The 17,351-nt window shown below is 64.7% G+C and carries 16 protein-coding genes; 3 read left to right on the top strand and 13 right to left on the bottom strand.

The window, feature by feature from the left end; genetic code table 11:
• Positions 1-33: 33 nt before the first annotated feature.
• From VGL01_RS13520 to VGL01_RS13505, 4 genes are all read right to left on the bottom strand, one after another.
• On the bottom strand, positions 34-1,239 hold the full coding sequence (locus VGL01_RS13520) for an acetyl-CoA C-acetyltransferase (protein ID WP_331570075.1): 1,206 nt from the start codon (positions 1,237-1,239) through the stop codon (positions 34-36).
• Positions 1,232-2,002 carry a carbonate dehydratase gene (can, locus tag VGL01_RS13515; RefSeq protein ID WP_331570073.1) on the bottom strand — a complete coding sequence of 257 codons (771 nt, stop codon included), beginning with the start codon at positions 2,000-2,002 and terminating at the stop codon, positions 1,232-1,234. Before can ends, VGL01_RS13520 begins: the two co-directional genes overlap by 8 nt.
• 98 nt (positions 2,003-2,100) lie before the next feature.
• The gene (aceK, locus tag VGL01_RS13510; protein ID WP_331570071.1) at positions 2,101-3,936 is read right to left on the bottom strand and encodes a bifunctional isocitrate dehydrogenase kinase/phosphatase; all 1,836 of its coding nucleotides are present in this window, start codon (positions 3,934-3,936) and stop codon (positions 2,101-2,103) included.
• Positions 3,933-4,349, bottom strand: a complete 417-nt coding sequence (locus VGL01_RS13505; protein ID WP_173254966.1) for a MerR family transcriptional regulator — start codon at positions 4,347-4,349, stop codon at positions 3,933-3,935. The genes aceK and VGL01_RS13505 overlap by 4 nt, the downstream gene beginning before the upstream one ends.
• 163 nt (positions 4,350-4,512) lie before the next feature.
• Here VGL01_RS13505 and VGL01_RS13500 point away from each other — a divergent pair, with 163 nt between their 5' ends.
• Positions 4,513-5,592, top strand: a complete 1,080-nt coding sequence (locus tag VGL01_RS13500; RefSeq protein ID WP_331570069.1) for an MBL fold metallo-hydrolase — start codon at positions 4,513-4,515, stop codon at positions 5,590-5,592.
• Here VGL01_RS13500 and trpS read toward each other — a convergent pair.
• The 4 genes from trpS to VGL01_RS13480 form a co-directional block, all read right to left on the bottom strand.
• Positions 5,580-6,581, bottom strand: coding sequence for a tryptophan--tRNA ligase (gene trpS, locus VGL01_RS13495; RefSeq protein WP_331570067.1), 1,002 nt, complete (start codon positions 6,579-6,581; stop codon positions 5,580-5,582). The genes VGL01_RS13500 and trpS overlap by 13 nt on opposite strands.
• 129 nt (positions 6,582-6,710) lie before the next feature.
• On the bottom strand, positions 6,711-8,006 hold the full coding sequence (locus tag VGL01_RS13490; protein ID WP_331570209.1) for an RNA polymerase sigma factor: 1,296 nt from the start codon (positions 8,004-8,006) through the stop codon (positions 6,711-6,713).
• Positions 8,007-8,021: 15 nt separating this feature from the next.
• Positions 8,022-8,453 carry a YciI family protein gene (locus tag VGL01_RS13485; protein ID WP_331570065.1) on the bottom strand — a complete coding sequence of 144 codons (432 nt, stop codon included), beginning with the start codon at positions 8,451-8,453 and terminating at the stop codon, positions 8,022-8,024.
• A 105-nt stretch (positions 8,454-8,558) separates the two neighbouring features.
• A complete protein-coding gene (locus VGL01_RS13480; RefSeq protein WP_331570063.1) occupies positions 8,559-8,912 on the bottom strand; it encodes a YciI family protein in 354 nt (117 codons plus the stop codon).
• Positions 8,913-9,120: 208 nt separating this feature from the next.
• Between VGL01_RS13480 and VGL01_RS13475 the strand changes: the two genes are divergently transcribed.
• The gene (locus tag VGL01_RS13475) at positions 9,121-10,695 is read left to right on the top strand and encodes a tetratricopeptide repeat-containing glycosyltransferase family protein (RefSeq protein WP_331570061.1); all 1,575 of its coding nucleotides are present in this window, start codon (positions 9,121-9,123) and stop codon (positions 10,693-10,695) included.
• A gap of 75 nt (positions 10,696-10,770) precedes the next feature.
• Here VGL01_RS13475 and VGL01_RS13470 read toward each other — a convergent pair whose 3' ends face one another.
• From VGL01_RS13470 to argS, 5 genes are all read right to left on the bottom strand, one after another.
• Positions 10,771-12,354 (bottom strand): ABC transporter substrate-binding protein, encoded by a 1,584-nt coding sequence (locus VGL01_RS13470; protein WP_331570059.1) that lies wholly within the window; start codon positions 12,352-12,354, stop codon positions 10,771-10,773.
• Positions 12,355-12,603: 249 nt separating this feature from the next.
• Positions 12,604-13,386, bottom strand: a complete 783-nt coding sequence (locus tag VGL01_RS13465; RefSeq protein WP_331570057.1) for an SDR family oxidoreductase — start codon at positions 13,384-13,386, stop codon at positions 12,604-12,606.
• A 7-nt stretch (positions 13,387-13,393) separates the two neighbouring features.
• Positions 13,394-14,035 carry a thiol:disulfide interchange protein DsbA/DsbL gene (locus tag VGL01_RS13460; RefSeq protein WP_331570055.1) on the bottom strand — a complete coding sequence of 214 codons (642 nt, stop codon included), beginning with the start codon at positions 14,033-14,035 and terminating at the stop codon, positions 13,394-13,396.
• A gap of 24 nt (positions 14,036-14,059) precedes the next feature.
• Complete coding sequence (locus VGL01_RS13455) at positions 14,060-14,854, bottom strand: SPOR domain-containing protein (RefSeq protein WP_331570053.1); 795 nt, start codon at positions 14,852-14,854, stop codon at positions 14,060-14,062.
• A gap of 100 nt (positions 14,855-14,954) precedes the next feature.
• A complete protein-coding gene (gene argS, locus VGL01_RS13450) occupies positions 14,955-16,733 on the bottom strand; it encodes an arginine--tRNA ligase (protein WP_331570051.1) in 1,779 nt (592 codons plus the stop codon).
• Between the two features lie 273 nt (positions 16,734-17,006).
• On the opposite strand from argS, the gene VGL01_RS13445 reads away from it, so the two are divergent.
• Positions 17,007-17,333, top strand: coding sequence for a DUF1840 domain-containing protein (locus VGL01_RS13445; protein ID WP_173254990.1), 327 nt, complete (start codon positions 17,007-17,009; stop codon positions 17,331-17,333).
• Positions 17,334-17,351 lie beyond the last annotated feature (18 nt).

The raw sequence follows: 17,351 nt of genomic DNA, 5'->3' as shown, positions 1-17,351 counted from the left end.
GGCCAGCAGGCGCGCGCAATGAACGCTCGAAGATCAGACGATCTCGATACCCATGGCGGTTGCCTCGCCGCCGCCGATGCACAAGCTGGCAACGCCGCGCTTGCCGCCGTACTTCCTGAGCGCGCCGATCAGCGTGACGAGGATGCGGGCACCCGACGCGCCGATCGGATGGCCGAGCGCGCAGGCGCCGCCATGAACGTTGACCTTCTCGTGCGCAATCGCATGCTCGCGCATCGCGGCCATCGTGACGACGGCGAACGCTTCGTTGATCTCGTACAGATCGACGTCATTCGCATGCCAGCCGTTTTTCTCGAGCAGCTTGCGGATTGCGCCGACAGGGGCGGTCGTGAACTTCGACGGTTCCTGAGCGAAAGTCGAATGTCCGACGACGCGCGCGAGCGGAGCGAGCCCGAGTGCCTCGGCGTGCGAGGCCCGCATCATGACGAGCGCCGCCGCGCCATCCGAGATCGACGACGAGTTGGCTGCGGTGACCGTGCCCGTCTTGCTGAAAGCGGGCTTGAGCGTTGGAATCTTCTCGAGATTGGCCTTGAACGGCTGCTCGTCGCGCGCGATGGTGGTCTCGTCGCCCTTGCGGCCCGCCACTTTCACGGGCGCGATTTCCCACGCGAACGAGCCGTCTTCGTTGGCGCGTTTCGCGCGCACGAGCGATTCGACGGCGAACGCATCCTGCGCCTCGCGCGAAAACCCGAACGAGGCCGCGCATTCCTCGGCGAACGTACCCATCAACCGCCCTTTGTCGTACGCGTCTTCGAGGCCGTCGTAGAACATGTGATCGATGACCTGCCCGTGCCCCATGCGCATGCCGCCGCGCGCTTTCGGCAGCAGATAGGGCGCGTTGGTCATGCTTTCCATGCCGCCCGCGATCGCGACGTCGACCGACCCGGCCGCCAGCATGTCGTGCGCGAACATGGCCGCGCGCATGCCGGAGCCGCACATCTTGTTGACGGTCGTGCAGCCGGTCGAAAGCGGCAGTGCCGCGCCGAGCGCCGCTTGGCGCGCCGGTGCCTGGCCGAGGCCTGCAGGCAGCACGCAGCCCATCAGCACTTCGTCGATGGCCTCCGGCTTCACGCCCGAGCGTTCAAGCGCGGCGGCAATGGCGGCCGCGCCGAGCTGAGGTGCCGTGAGCGATGCCAGCTCGCCCTGGAAGCCCGCCATCGGGGTGCGGGCCGCGCCCACGATCACGATCGCGTCGCGCGCGTTTGCTTTCGCGTCAGTCATGTTTGATCTCCTGGATGACACCTTCGACGATGGCGCTCACCTTTTCCAGCTGGGCGGCGTCGGCGGCGACCATATCGTTCACGCTCGAGCCGGCCCCCTTGGCCGACAGCGCGGCGATACAACGTTCGTAAGTCGCGCCCACCATCTCGGCGTTCGAAATGGTCATGCCGAGATTGCGCATGCGTCCGTCGTGCACGCCGTAGGTCCAGCCGTGAACCGTCAGCGGCTGGCTGCGGGCCCAGGCATCGTTGACGATGGTCGTGCGGCATACGTTGACGACCTGCTCGATCGTGTTGAGCTCGACGAGACGCCGATGACGTACTTCGCCCATCGGCCATTCGTCGAGCAGCGCCGCATGTTTGGCTCGCACGTCATGAATATGGTGCAGCCAGTTATCGGCCAGACCCACGCGCCGATCGAAGAGCGCCGCACCCACGCCCGAGCAGCCATAGTGCCCCACGACCATGATGTGCTTGACCTTCAGCAGATCGACGGCGAACTGGATGACCGACAGGCAGTTGAGGTCCGTATGGACGACCACGTTCGCGATATTGCGATGGACGAACACCTCCCCCGGCGGCAAACCGATGATCTGGTTCGCCGGCACGCGCGAATCGGAGCAGCCGATCCACAGGTACTCGGGCGTTTGCTGGTCCGCCAGGCGCGAGAAGTACTGCGGGTCCTCGGCGAGCTTGCGCTCGACCCACGCCTGGTTGTTGACGAAAAGCTGTGCGAGGGGATGGTTTTGGTCGATTTCGTTCATAGTCGGATCAGTGGTTGGACCTCGGCGTAGCGACGTGTGCCTGCCGCGCGCGGCGTTGGACGGGCGAATCATCGTCCCGGGAGAGAAGCCCCGGCCGTTCACGCTGCCTGCTTGTCGTCGTCGGACGCATTGCCGCCCGCGTCGCCCTCGGTTTCGCCGGCCGGGCGAAATCGGTGGGGGTAGCGGTTGCAAAAGCGCACGCTCTGGTCATAGGGGAAAAAATCGGGCAATTCGCCCCTGAGAAGAAGCTCCTTGTGTTTTTGCCACAAGGCGGGGTCGAAGAAGTCCGCATGGTGGCGTAGAAAATGGCGACGCACGGTAGGGTCGCCGAGCAAAAACGTGCCGTACGTTTCCGGAAAGATGTCGTTCGGACCGACGGTGTACCAGGGCTCCGCCGAAAGCTCGTCTTCCTCGGTTTGCGCTTGCGGCACATGGCGCACGTTGCAATCGGTCAGATACTCGATTTCGTCGTAATCGTAAAAGACCACGCGCCCGTGCCGGGTCACGCCGAAGTTCTTGTAGAGCATGTCGCCGGGGAAAATGTTCGCCTGCATGAGCTCCTTGATCGCATCGCCGTACTCCTTGATCGCGTGATCGATGTCGGCCTCCGTGCCGTTTTGCAGGAACAGATTCAGCGGCACCATGCGGCGCTCGATGTACAGATGCCGGATGATGAGGCAGTCGCCCTCGTATTCGATCATCGAGGGCGCTTCCCTTTCGAGCTCGCGGATCAGGGCGTCGTCGAGCCTCGACAACGGCAGTGCGACGCTCGAATATTCGAGCGTATCGGCCATGCGTCCCAGACGATCGTGCCGTTTGACGAGCAGATACTTTTCCTGGATCCGCTCGCGCGTCGTGTCCTTGGGCGGCGGAAAGTAGTCCTTGATGAGCTTGAAGACGTACGGAAAAGACGGCAGCGTGAACACGATCATCACGAGCCCCTTGATGCCGGGCGCGACGATGAACTGGTCGCTCGAATGCGAGAGGTGCTTGAGCAGGTCGCGATAAAAAAGATTTTTGCCCTGCTTTTGCAGGCCGAGCGACGTATAGATTTCGGCGTTCGGTTTGCCCGGCATCAGTGTGGCGAGAAAGTCCACATACGCCGACGGCACTTCCATGTCGACGAGAAAATAGGAGTGCGAGAAGCTGAAAATGATCTGCAACTGCTCGCGCTTGAGCAGGACCGTATCGAGCGCGAGCACGCCGGGACGTACGTGGCGGATCGGCACCGCGAACGGCAGCAGGACCTCGCCGTTGATGATCCGTCCGACGATGTAGGCCGCCTTGTTGCGGAAAAAAAGCGACGACAGCACGTGCACCTGGAAGTTGAACGCTTCCGAAAACGCACCGTAGGTGTCGTGGATCATGTCGATGATGCAAGCGACGTCGCGCTCGAGGTCATCGAACGGCACGTCGAGCTGGAAGTTCGTGACGATGCGCTCGAGCGTTTTCGCGAGACCGTCCTTGCCCGGGTAATAAGCGCGATAGGTCGGCTTGGCCGCGGGCTCCTCGTTCTCCAGATATTCGGTGGAGATGACGGGGCGCACGAACAGGAAGTCGTTGTTGAAATACGAACGGTGCAAGATCTTGCAGCAGACCGAATTGAAGAATGTTTCCGCGCACTCGGGCTGCAGATGATGCGTGAGCAGTCCGATGTAATGCAGCTTGATCTGCTGCCAGATTTCGTCGTCGATATTTTCCGCGTCGTATTCGTCTTCGAGCCGCATCACGCATTCGTCGACGCGATTGTCGTACGAGGCGATGCGATCCCGGGCCAGCTTTTGCAAGCCGTGCCAGTCTCCCGCTTCGAAAAGCGTCTTCGCATGCACGGCCGCTTCCCGAAACGCGCCATAGTGGCGGTTGAATCCCTCGAGGATCGACTGCGCGACATCGAAGCCGATCTGCGAGGACAGCAGTTTCGGGAACTGATTCATGAGCGCTCCGCCTCGCTGGCTTCGTTCGTCTCGCTCTCGGCCAGCATCGAGCGGCACTGCGCCTCGTACTGCGCGAGGTCCTGAAGCGTTGCATTCAGATCTTCGAGCTGCTTTTCGAGCACGTCGCGATGCTGCGCGATGGTGGCGAGAAACGCCTGCAATTGCGGCACGGTGTCGGTCGGCGATTCGTAGAGGTCCAGCAAGTTGCGAATCTCCGAGAGCGTGAACCCCAGGCGCTTGCCGCGCAGCGTCAGCTTGAGCCGCGTGCGGTCCCGATTCGAATAGACGCGGCGCAGCCCGCTCGAACCTTCGCGGCGCGGCGCGAGCAATCCCTGATCTTCGTAGAAGCGGATGGCGCGCGGTGTGACGGCGAATTCTCGCGCAAGCTCGGTGATCGTGTAGTGCTGGCTCATAGGTCGGGATCGACCGAACGCCCGCGGCAATGGCCGCGAATGACGTTTCGGGCAGATCGGGTAGAATCGATCGACGTTTACGTTATCGTCAACTTCCGCAAAGCGCAACTGGCACCGTTTGCCGGGGGCGCGGCGACGGGACGGCCAAGAGAGTTTTCGACTGATGAATATCCTCGAGCATCAACTCGACTATCCGTTCGGCGACACGCTCGTCGAGCCGGGGCACACGCGTGAAGTCGCGCCCGGCGTGTATTGGCTGCGCATGCCGCTGCCGTTTGCGCTCGACCACATCAATCTTTGGCTGCTGCGCGATGAAATCGATGGGCGCGAAGGGTGGACGGTCGTCGATTGCGGTATCGCCGACGAAACCATCAAGGCGCATTGGGAGGCGATCTTCGATACGCAGCTCGATGGGCTGCCCGTGCTGCGCACGCTCGTCACGCACTGCCATCCCGATCACCTCGGGCTCGCCGACTGGATTTGCAAGGGTGGTGCGCGCGAGCGCTGGGACGTGCGGCTCTGGATCTCGCTCGGCGAGTACATGTTCGGGCGCGTCATGGCTGCGGGAGACGGCTCGAACGCCGGTGGTGCCGGTGCGGCGCGTCATTTTGCGCGACACGGGCTCGCCGATGAGGACGCACTGGAGAAGCTGCGCAATCGCCGCGATTACTACGCCAGGCTCGTACCGTCGATACCGTCGCAGTTTCGCCGGCTGCGCGACGGCGATACGTTGAGGATCGGTGCGCACGAATGGCGCGTCGTGGCAGGCTACGGCCATTCGCCCGAACACTGCGCGCTTTTCAGCAAAGACGCAGGCGTGCTGATTTCGGGCGACATGGTGTTGCCGCGCATTTCGACGAACGTGTCCGTGTTCGACATCGAGCCCGAGGGCAATCCGCTCGCGCTTTACCTCGAATCGCTGGGCCGCTACGAGACGATGCCGCCCGACACGCTAGTGCTGCCTTCACATGGGCGGCCGTTTCGAGGGCTCGCCACGCGCATCGCGCAATTGCGCGCGCATCACGATGCGCGGCTCGCCGAAGTGCGCGAGGCGTGCGCGCGTGCGCCGCAATCGGCAGCCGAGATCGTGCCCATGATGTTCAAGCGCGCGCTCGACGTTCACCAGTTGACGTTCGCGATGGGCGAAGCGCTCGCGCACCTCAATTTGCTGTGGCTCGCGGGCGAGCTCGAACGGGTCGAAGGAACGGACGGGGTCGTGCGGTTCCGTCTTCAGAACGCGTAAAGGCCGAGCGCCGATTTGACCCACTCGAGCGTTTGCTGCGTCACGACGCGGGCCAGCATCGTACCGTTGCGAACGATGTCGCGCACAGTGTCCGCTTCGGCGGCATAGGCCGCGCGACGCTCGCGCAGCGGGGCGATGACACCGATCAGGATGGCTTCGAGCCGCTGCTTCAGCACGCTATCGCCGAGGCCCCCGCGCCGATAGTGGGCCTTCAACGCTTCGAGTTCGGCCGTCTCGGGATCGAATGCATCGAGGTAGGTGAAAACCACGTTGCCTTCCACGCGGCCCGGGTCCGTGACGCGCAGGTGGTTCGAATCGGTGTACATCATCTTCACTGCCTGGCGGATTTCGCCGTCGCTGGCCGACAGCGCGATGGCATTGCCCAGCGACTTCGACATCTTGGCTTTTCCGTCGATGCCGGGCAGCCTGCCGAACTCGGAAAGCAGCGCCGTTGCCTCGGGCAGGAGGTTTCGTCCCGACTGGCGGTTCAGGCGCCGCACGATCTCGTTGGTTTGCTCGATCATCGGCAATTGATCCTCGCCGACCGGTACCACGGTGGCGCGGAATGCCGTGATGTCGGCAGCCTGGGCGACGGGGTAACAGAGAAAGCCTGCCGGAATGTCGCGGGCGAAACCGCGGGCGTGGATCTCGTCCTTCACCGTCGGATTGCGTTCGAGCCGCGCGACGGTGACGAGGTTGAGGTAGAGCATCGTCAATTCGCTCAGCGCCGGCAATTGCGACTGCAAACAGATGGTGACCTTGGCCGGGTCCAGGCCGACTGCGAGATAGTCCAATGCCACTTCGTCGACGTTGCGTGTAACGCGGGCGGGATCGTTCATGTTGTCGGTCAACGCCTGAGCGTCGGCGATGAGCACGAATTGGCGATGGCTGTCCTGCAGCGCGACGCGATTACGCAGCGAACCGAGGTAATGGCCGATGTGCAGCGGGCCGGTCGGGCGATCGCCGGTCAATATCGTGGGCTTGTCCATGGTCGATGATGTCGCTTCTGAGGTCGCCCCCACATTGTCGTCGCTCGCAGCGGACCGCGACCGGAGAACTTTCTGACTTTGCGGCGCAACGCCGAGGGCCGCCATGCCCGGGGCGCGCAGGTCCCACCCTTAGCCGCCGCCTGCGCCAGCCTCGCTCATTTGCCTGGCTCGTTCGAGCAACAATTCGCGCTCGCGTCCGTTTTGCGTCATCGCGGCGGCGCGCTCGAATTCGGCGCGGGCCGCCTCGTGCCGGCCGAGCTTCGCGAGCAGGTCGCCGCGCACGCTCGGCAGCCAGTGATAGCGCGCAAGCAACGGCTCGCCCGATAGCTGCTCGACGACGGCGAACCCCGCTTCCGGTCCGAACGCCATGCCGACCGCCACAGCGCGATTGAGTTCGACGACCGGCGAAGGCGCGACTTGCACCAGCGCATCGTAAAGCGCGACGATTTGGGCCCAATCGGTTTCGGCGGCGCTATGCGCTCGCGCGTGGCAGGCCGCAAGTGCCGCTTGCAGTGCGTAGGGCCCCAGCGTGCCGCCGAGCGACTCGGCCCGCTCGAGTGCGGCCAGCCCACGCCGAATTAGCAGCGGGTCCCAGCGTGAGCGGTCCTGATCGGCAAGCAGGACAGGGCGTCCGTTCGCATCGGTGCGCGCGTGAAGGCGCGACGCCTGCAGTTCCATCAGTGCCACGAGCCCATGTACTTCGCTTTCTTCTTTTGCCAGTTCGGCAAGAATGCGGCCGAGCCTCAGCGCTTCGTCGCATAGGGCGGGGCGCATCCAGTCGTCGCCCGCCGTCGCCGCATAGCCTTCGTTGAAAATCAGATAGATCACTTCGAGGACCGACGCCAGTCGCGTCGCGCGTTCGTCGGCCCGCGGTACTTCGAACGGAACTTTGGCGGCGGAAAGCGTCCGTTTCGCTCGGACGATGCGCTGCGCGATCGTCGGCTCGGAGACGAGAAACGCGCGTGCGATCTCATGCGTCGTGAGCCCGCCCAGGAGCCGCAAGGTCAAGGCCACGCGGGCATCGGTCGACAGCACCGGGTGGCAGGCGGTGAACACGAGGCGCAAGAGATCGTCGCCGATGTCGTCCGCGCGCGCGGCATCGAGCCCGTCGACGAAATCGGGCGTGATATGTGCTTCGAGCGCGTCGAGGTCGCGGCCGATCGCTTCGTGCTTGCGGGCATGCAGCGCATCGAGCCGCAGCTTGTCGAGCGCGCGGTGCTTGACCGTGGCCATCAGCCAGGCGCCGGGATTGTCGGGCACGCCCTCGCGCGGCCAATGTTCGAGCGCGGCCACGAGCGCATCCTGCGCCAGTTCCTCCGCCACGCCGATATCGCGCACGAGCCGCGCCGCGTGCGCCACGACGCGCGCGGCCTCGATGCGCCAAACGGCCTCGATTGCGCGGTGCGTCGCGTTCGTCGTTTCCATCGTTTTCACCGTCGCTCAGCTCCGTATCGTCTGGCGCTCATGCTGGTGTGTCGCGGCGCCGGCGGTGCCCGGCTCGAAATCTTCCAGCTCGAACACCTCGCGCACCTCGATCGTTCCTTCTTCCGTCTCGCCGAACGGCGCAGGGAAGCGCCGTGCCCATTCCATCGCTTCTTCGCGCGAGCGGACCTGGATCATCGTATAGCCCGCGATGAGTTCCTTGGTTTCGGCGAACGGGCCGTCGATCACGGTGCGCTTGCCGTTGGAATAGCGCACGCGCCAGCCGTGTGCGCTGGGCTTCAGACCGTTCGCGTCCAGCAGCACGCCGGCTTTCGCCAGGGCTTCGTGATAGGCGGCCATCTCGGCCATCACTTTCGCCTCGACGCCCGCGCCGGGGCGTGTCTGCGCCTCGCTCGCCCCCGTGGCTCTCACCATGATCATGAATCGCATCGCATCGCTCCTTTATCGTTGACGACCCTCGAGACGGGCCTCCTTCGATACGACGACTCGGACGCGACCGGATCGACGCCAACCGATTCGATTAAGGGGAAACCCCTACTCGTAGCAGGGGGCGAGGCGCCGTACCTCGACCGTGCACCAGTGCGCCGCCGGGCATTCGGCGGCGACGGCGATGGCTTCTTCCTCGCGATCGCAATTGAGCAGGTAAAAGCCGCCCACCATTTCCTTGGCTTCGGCGAACGGGCCATCGACGAGCCGCCGTTCTCCGTCGCGCACCTGCACGCGCACGGACTCGCGCTGATGCGCCAGCGCTTGCGACGCGACGAGGATGCCGCGGGATTTGAGGTCGTCGGCGAAGCGAAGCATGGCGTCGTAAGCGGCGCGCCCTTCTTCGGGCGTGCGTTCATCGCGCTGATCGGTGGGCTCGACGATAAGGAGCAGGTACGACATGGTGGACTCCGGAAAAAAGGCGCGGCGCATGTGGTCGCACCTGAAAAGTGCCCCAAGCATAGAGCACCGGCGCGCGGCGTGCCATCAACCGCGCAAGCGGCCCGTTGCCGATGCGCGGACAGTCGGCGCGGCGCGCACTGCCCGGTTGCCGCGGCCCATCGGCTAAACTGCTTACCCCGCCGTGCAACGTTCCCTTTCCGCCCGCCTTATGACCGACCGCGCTCGCTCGTCCGACCTCGATGCCCGACTCCAAGCCGCCCACGCGCATTTTCGCGATTCGCGTCTCGACGAAGCGGCCGCGCTGCTGCGCGAGGCGATCGAGGCCGATCCTCGCTGCGGCGACGCGCTGGAAGGACTGGCCTATATCGCGGGGCGGCAAGGCGACGCCAATGCGGCGGCCGACTACTTCGAACGCGCGCTCGCATCGTTGCCGGCCACCGCGGCTCGCTGGCACGACGCGGGCCTCGCCAACCAGGCGGCGGGGCGGCACGCGCGCGCGCTGGCCTGCTTCGACGAAGCGCTCGTGTTGTCGCCGCGTGCCGTCGCGACGCTTCATGCGGCGGCACGCTCGGCCAGCGAGATCGAGGACCATGAGCGCGCCGCCCGCGTGCTGACCACGGTGCGCGATCTCGAGCCCCGAGCCTGGCAAAGCCACTACAACCTCGGCCGCGCACTCGGGCTCGCGGGCCGCTACGAGGAGGAGATCGCCGCCTACCGCCGCGCTATCGAGCTCGATCCGAAAGCCGTGGTCGCTTACATCAATCTTGGCGTTGCGTTGCGCGACCTGCATCGGTTCGACGAAGCGTTGCGCATGTTCAAGAAGGCCGTTCAGCTCGATCCCGATCATCCGGGCGCGCGCACGAACCGCGCGCAGACGAACCTGCTGCTCGGCCAGTTCGAGCACGGCTGGCGCGAATACGAATGGCGCTGGAAAGACGGCGAGCAAGTGCTGCCGTCCTGGCCGAACCCCTGGCGCGGCGAGTTGCCGATCGCGGGCAAGACGATCCTCGTTTTCAACGAGCAGGGCTTTGGCGATACGTTGCAGTTCGTGCGCTACGTCGATTGGCTGACAGCGAGCGGCGCACGCGTCGTCTTGCGCGTGCAGGACGCGCTGCTCGAGCTGTTGTCCGATTACCGCGGCGCGGCCGCCGTCATCGGGGAGAGCGAGCCGCTGCCCCCCTTCGATCTGCATTGTCCGCTGCTGAGCCTGCCGTTCGCTCTGGCCGCGCATCGCGCACCGATCCCGGCCGATATTCCCTATCTGCACGTCGATGCGGCAAAGCGGGCGCGATGGCGGGAACGGCTTACGTCTACGAATGGTCGGCTGCGCGTCGGCGTGGCCTGGAGCGGCAATACCGGCAACCTCAACGGCCGCCATCGTTCGACTTCGCTCGAGGCATGGCAAGCCGTGTTCGACGCGTTCGCGGAGCGCGCGAGCTTCGTATCGCTCGTCAAGGACGTGCGGGCCGAGGATCTCGCGGTGCTGCGAAACGCGTCGGTGCTCGACGTCTCCGAAGATTTGCATACCTTTGCCGAGACCGCGGCGCTCATCGCCGAGCTCGACCTCGTGATCAGCGTCGATACCGCCGTCGCGCACCTGGCCGGCGCGCTCGGCAAGCCGGTGTGGGTGCTGCTGTCTTATACGCCGGATTGGCGCTGGGGTCTCGAGCGATCCGACACGCCGTGGTATCCGGGCGCGCGATTGATACGACAGCCTGCGCGCGGCGATTGGGCCTCCGTCATGAATACGGTACGGGACGCGTTGGCGGCAATCGCCGGTTGAGCGCCGGCGACCTACGTCGGAGCGACACAGTGCGCGCCCCCGCCGCGAGCGGCAGGGGCCGCGGCTCGAGCCGGGCTACTGCGCCTGCACCCCATCGAAGTTCTGCCGCCCGAACGGGCTGACACGATAACCGCTGACGTTGGCCCGCGTAATGGCGGCCGCTGTCGGATAACCGAGCGGAATCCACAGCGCCTCGTCGTGAATGATCTTCTGGGCAGCCTCGTAGTCCTTGGCCCGCTTGGCCTGGTCGGCGGTGGAGCGCCCATCGGCGATCAGCTTGTCGAGTTGCGGATCGCAATAGCGCGAGAAGTTGATGCCGGACTTCACCGCATTGCAACTGAAGAGCGGCGTCAGATAGTTATCGGGGTCGCCGTTGTCGCCGGCCCATCCCATGAAGAGCAGGTCATGCTGGCCTTGCTTGGCATCCTTGATGAGCTGGCCCCATTCGATGACCTTGATGTCGGCTTTCACGCCTATCTTGGCAAGATCGGCCTGCAGGAGTTCCGCGCTGGCCTTCGGATTCGGATTCAGCACGCTGCCCGTCGGGCGCGTCCAGATCGTGGTTTTGAAGCCGTCCGGGAAGCCGGCGTCGCGCAACAGTTTCTTGGCCTGCTCGATGTTGTATCCGTACGGCACGATCGACTTGTCATAGCTCCAGGTATTGGGCGGATACGGATTCGTCGCCGGCTGGGCCGTATTGTCGAAGACGGTCTTCAGATAGGTGGTGCGATCGAAGGCGAGATTGAGCGCCTGCCTGACTTTCTCGTTGTCCAGCGGCTTGTGCTCGGTATTCAGTGCAACGAAGGCCGTCATGAAAGCCGGAGCCTCCACCACTTTCAGCGCTTTATCGGCCTTGGCGGCCGCCACGTCCTGCGGTTTGGGAGACAGCGCAATATCGCATTCGCGCGCCCGGACCTTCTGCGCGCGCACCGTCGCGTCGGGCGTGATCGCATAAATGAGCTTGTCGACCTTCGGCTTGGCCCCCCAGTACCGCGGGTTGGCGTCGTAGCGAATGAGCGCGTCCTTCGTGTAGCTCTTGAGCACGAACGGGCCGGTTCCGACCGGCTTGCCGTTGAGCTCGGTCTCTTTGCCCGCCTTGAGCAACTGATCGGCATACTCGGCCGAATAGATCGACGCGAATCCCATTGTCAAGACCGGTACGAACGTCGCATTCGGTTCATTGAGCTCGAACTTCACCGTCGAGTCGTCGACTTTCGTTACGGCTTTCACGAGCTTCACGAGGCCCATCGATTGCGCATGCGGAAAGCCGTTCGGGCCGGCGATCTTGTGCCAAGGGTTGTTCGCATCGAGCATGCGCGAGAACGTAAAGACGACATCGTCGGCCGTGAGCGGGCGCGTCGGCTTGAAGTAGTCGGTCTGCTGGAACTGAACGTTCGGCCGCAGATGGAACGTATAGGTGAGACCGTCGCCGCTGACGTCCCATTTATCGGCGAGTGACGGCACGACCTTCTTTTGCGCCTCGTCGTACGACACGAGCGTGTTGAAGATGACATCGGCCGACGCATTCGTCGTCACGAGCGAATTGTATTGAACGACGTCGAAGCCATCCGGGCTCGACTCGGTACAGACGGTAAGCGGCTTGGCAAGCGAGAGAGCCGGCAAGAGAGCGAGCAAGACAGCGAGCGGTTTGACGCGCATGGGTTCTCCGATTGAGCGATGCGTGATCCGCGGCTTGGCGCGGTTTGGCGCAGTTTCGTGCGTTATCGTGTTCGTTCGTGCGCCCGGGTGCATCCGCGATCTTCGACCCACTTTCGCGCGGCGCCCGGCCGCGGTCAGCTTAGACCAATGCCGCGAGCGCGACAACGGCACGAAAACTATATCGATATATCGAAACACGTGGGTGGCTACGAGCGCGCGCGGCGCGAGAGCGCTTCGCGCCGGCCGTCATCAGGCCGCCGGCTGACGTGGCTTGCGCGGTGCCTTCTCGAAGATCGCGTCGTACAGGCCGCGCGGCAGCAGCTTGAGCACGGCAGCGACGACGCGCATCGGCCACGGAAAAACCGCGAAGCGGACTTGGCGCTCGATCGCGCGGGCCGCCTTTGCGGCGAAGCGATCGGCGTCCATGAGAAAGGGCATCGGATAGGGGTTGTGCGCGGTCATGGCGGTACGGACATAGCCGGGCGCGATGGTCACGACGGCAACCCCATAAGGACGCATTTCGACGCGCAGCGATTCGAGGTAGGTGAGGGCCGCAGCCTTCGATGCGCTATAGGCGCCGGAGCCCGGCAGTCCGCGTACGCCGGCCACACTGGCGATGCCGACGAGCGTGCCGCGGCGCGCCTCGCTCATTCGGACCGCAAACGGCTCGAACGTGGCCGCCATGCCGTAGCAATTGACATCCATCACTTCGCGAAACGCGGCGAGATCGCCGTGCCCCGTTGCGACGCCCTTGCTCACGCCCGCGTTGGCGATGACGATATCGGGCAGCCCGTGGGCCGCCATGAACTGCTCGGCTGCTTCGGCGAGCGCGTGCGCGTCGCGCACATCGGCGCGGTAAGCGGCGACAGCCGTAGCGGGAAAGCGGCGGGCGAATGCATCGAGTACTTCGGTGCGCCGCGCGACGAGGCCGAGCACGGCCCCGCGGCGCGCATATTCGGTGGCGAGCGCGAGCCCGATGCCGCTCGATGCACCCGTGATGAATACCTTGAGCGGTACGTCCCGTCGGCGCACAGCCGGCTTACATCTTCTTGGCGCGGACCTGCGCGACGAGCGCATCGAGCACGGTCAGCGTCCCGGGCAGGCTGTTCGTCTGCGCGGGACCGGTCACGTACTTGCCTTGAACGACGAGCGTCGGCACGCCGTCGATATCGTAGTCCTTGACCATCTGGGCTGCGCGGTTGGTTTCGCTCGTAGTCGAGAACGAGTTGTAGGCGCTCAGGAACTTCTGCTTGTCGATGCCTTGCTTCGCGAGGAAATCCGCCTGCGCTTCAGGCGTGAGCAGGTAGTCCTTCTTCTGATGGATTTCGTTGAAGACCAGCGGCGTGAGCTTCTCTTCGACGCCGAGCGTCTTCAGCGCGTAATAGAGCTTCGTATGCGGGACGAACTCGGGACGGAAAGCGACCGGCACCCGTTTGAAGACGACGTCCGGCCCCTGCTTCTTGATCCACGATTCGAGATATGGCTCGAACTCGTTGCAATGCGGGCAGCCGTACCAGAAGAATTCGACGACTTCCACCTTGCCGGCGGGCACGTCCGCCGGCTGAGGCGTCTTCATGACGGTGTAGTCCTTGCCGGCGACGAGCGCCGCGGGCGCGGCTTGCGTGACGCCGACGACGGCGAGGCCGAATGCGAACAGGAAGGAACGAATCAGTTTTTTCATGGCGGTCGCGTTGATCCTGATTATTTACTGTTTCGTGAAGCGAATGACGGCCGTATCGACGCCGGCTTCCGAGAGTCGTTGGCGCGTCGCGTTCATGTCCTCGAATTTCGAGAACGGTCCGATACGCACGCGGTAGTAGGTCGTACCGCTCGCGTCGCGTTGCGTCACTTTCGATTCGAAGCCCTGGAAGGCCAGGCGCGCGCGCTGCTGCTCGGCATCGGCCGCGGTACGGTACGAGCCCACTTGCAGGAAGTATCCCGTATTGGCCTGTGCGTTCGCGGCGCTTGCCGCGGCGGGTACCGACGCGTTGTTCGCGTGCGGCGGTGCCGGCACGCTGCCGCCCGCCGGTGCGTTGGCCGTTTGCGGCGGCTTTTTCGCCGGAGCGGCCGCGCCGCCGTTTTGCTCGGCCTGCGGGGGCTGCGCCGGTGTCGCGTTGGTTGCCGACCCGGCGGGGGGGACTTCGACGATCTGCGGCTCTTCGAGCAGGCCCGGCGCGTTTGGCTTGCCGGCTGGGGCCGTGGACTGGCCGGGCGCCGTGTTGGGCGGCGGATTCTGGGCTGCTTGCGGCACGGGCTGGCCGGGCGACTTGCCTTGCAGCGCGCGGTTCGGATCGTATTGTTGATCGGCGCCTGCGCCCGAGGCGGCGGGCGGCGCGACCTTATCGACGAATGGCGTGGGGGCGCGCGTGATGTAAAGCGCCACCACGACAGCGATCGCGAGTCCGACGATGAGTCCCAGCACGATGCCGAGGAACGTGCTCCCCGTTTGCCTGGACTGCTTGGATGCGCTGCGTGGCGAAGTGCGGCTCGGTTTGGCCATTGTCTGAATCACCTGCGAAAGAAACCCGGAAAACCCGTCGACTGAAAGCGCGCGGCGAGCGGCCCCCGATTATAGCGATGAGCCGCATGCCGCCTCGGCGTTACATTTTGGCCGGCGCCGACACGCCGATGAGGGCAAGACCGTTGGCGAGAACCTGCCGCGTCGCGGCGATGAGCGCGATGCGCGCTTCGCGCTCCGCGCGTTCGTCGACGAGGACGCGCTCGGCATTGTAGAACGAGTGGAATTCGCCTGCGAGTTCGCGCAGATAGAAGGCAATGGCGTGCGGGGCCAGTTCGGTGGCCGCATGCGCGAGCATGTCCGGGTATTCGGCGAGTTTCGCGAGCAGCGCCATCGCGCGCGCGCTCGTGAGCGGCGTAACGTCGCAGGTGCCGAGCGCGGCTTCGTCGCCGTTGAAGCGCGCCTTCCACTCGGCCAGTACCGACGAAATCCGCGCGTGCGCATATTGCACGTAATAGACGGGGTTTTCGTCGTTTTGCTTGAGCGCGAGGTCGACGTCGAAGACGAATTCGGTATCGGCCTTGCGCGAGATCAGGAAAAAGCGCACCGCGTCGCGCCCGCGCCGGATCGTCGCTTCGTCGAGCAGATCGGGCGCCGCTTCCGAGCCCGGGGCCGCGCCGCCCGACCATTCGATCAAATCGCGCACGGTGACATAGCTGCCCGCGCGTTTGGAGATCTTGACCTCCTGGCCGTCGCGCATGACGGTCACCATCTTGTGCAGCACATAGTCGGGGTAGCCCTGCGGGATGCCCACGTTCAAGGCCTGCAGCCCCGCGCGTACGCGTGCGATCGTGCCGTGATGGTCCGAGCCCTGGACGTTGATGACCTTGGCGAAGCCGCGCTCCCATTTCGTCACGTGATAGGCGACATCGGGCACGAAGTAGGTATAGCTGCCGTCGGATTTGCGCATGACGCGATCCTTGTCGTCGCCATACTCGGTCGTGCGCAGCCAGAGCGCGCCTTCCTGCTCGAACGTCTTGCCGGCCGCGATCAGCGCTCGCACCGTCTCGTCGACGCGCCCGTGCGTATAGAGCGACGACTCGAGATAGTACTGATCGAACTTCACGCCGAATGCCTGCAGGTCCATGTCCTGTTCGTGACGCAGATAGGCGACGGCAAACCGGCGGATCGCGTCGAGATCCTCGGGGTCGCCCGCGCCCTTCACGGGCTCTCCGTCCTTGGCCGCTACCGTCTCGCCGTTCAGATAATCGCGCGCGATGTCGGCAATGTACTCGCCGTTGTACGCCGATTCGGGCCAGCCCGTATCGCCGGGCTTGAGCCCGCGTGCGCGCGCTTGCGTCGAGATGGCGAGATTGCGGATCTGCACGCCTGCATCGTTGTAGTAGAACTCGCGATGCACATCGAAGCCCTGGCTTGCGAGCAGATTGGCCAGCGCGTCGCCGAGCGCGGCCTGCCGTCCGTGGCCGACATGCAGCGGCCCGGTCGGATTGGCCGAGACGAACTCGACGAGCACGCGCTGACCCGTCGCGCGCCTGGCGCGCCCGAATGCCTCGCCGGCGCTCAGCACGGCCGCTACCGCAGCCTGTTTGGCGGCACTCGCAAGGCGCAGGTTGATGAAGCCCGGGCCCGCGATTTCCGCGCTTTCGATCAGATCGCGCGCGCCGGGCGTGGCCATCAGCGCGTCGACGATGCGTTGCGCGAGCTCGCGCGGATTCGTCTTGAGCGGCTTGGCGAGCTGCATCGCGGCATTGCAGGCGATGTCGCCGTGCGCGGCCACCTTGGGCCGCTCGAGCACGATCGCGGGCAGCGCGGGCGCGGCGGCGCCGTCCGGCTCGGTGGTGACTTGGCGAATGCTCGCGGCGAGCAGGGATTCAAGCGTTTCTTTCTGATCAGGCAGCATGCTGTTTCGTGCGAATCGAGTGAGGCGGTCCCGCGCGTGCGGACCGGCAGGAGGCAGGCGCTCGCTTGCGAGCGGGCGGCGCGCCGAAGGCAGCCGGCGCGAGCCCTGGACGTCGAATGACGGTGCGACGCACCATACCATGCGACGATGCGTTTTTCGGTCTAGCCGGATTTTAGCAGGTGCTAATATCTCGAATCAGAAGCCCTCGCGCGGGGCCGCCAGTCGGAGTGCGCCGGGGCGTTTAGATTCGACAGAAAAACGTAAGGAATGCTCATGTTGATCACCTTCAAATGCCGCTCGGCGCCGGACGTCGTCATGCTGGAAAATCTGGCCCAGTACCTCGTCGGCATAGTCGGCAAGAAACTGGGCGAGCGCGGCGTCATAACCCATGATGAGCTCGATGCGGCCATCGCGCGGCTCGAGGCCGCGATCGTCGTCGACAAGAAGGAAACCGCCGAGCACGAAGGCCATTTTCACGAGGGCGAGGAAGGCCACGAGCCGCACGAGCTGCCGATCGGGCTCGCTCAGCGCGCCTATCCGTTTCTCGATATGCTGCGCGCGGCAAAAAAGGAGAACACGGACGTGCTTTGGGGCGTCTGACCGCGTTTATTGGGCGTA

This window comes from Trinickia sp. (assembly GCF_036503415.1).
Lineage (GTDB): Bacteria > Pseudomonadota > Gammaproteobacteria > Burkholderiales > Burkholderiaceae > Trinickia.
Note: the sequence above shows the minus strand (reverse complement) of the source record. Positions and strands in the feature narration are given on the sequence as shown.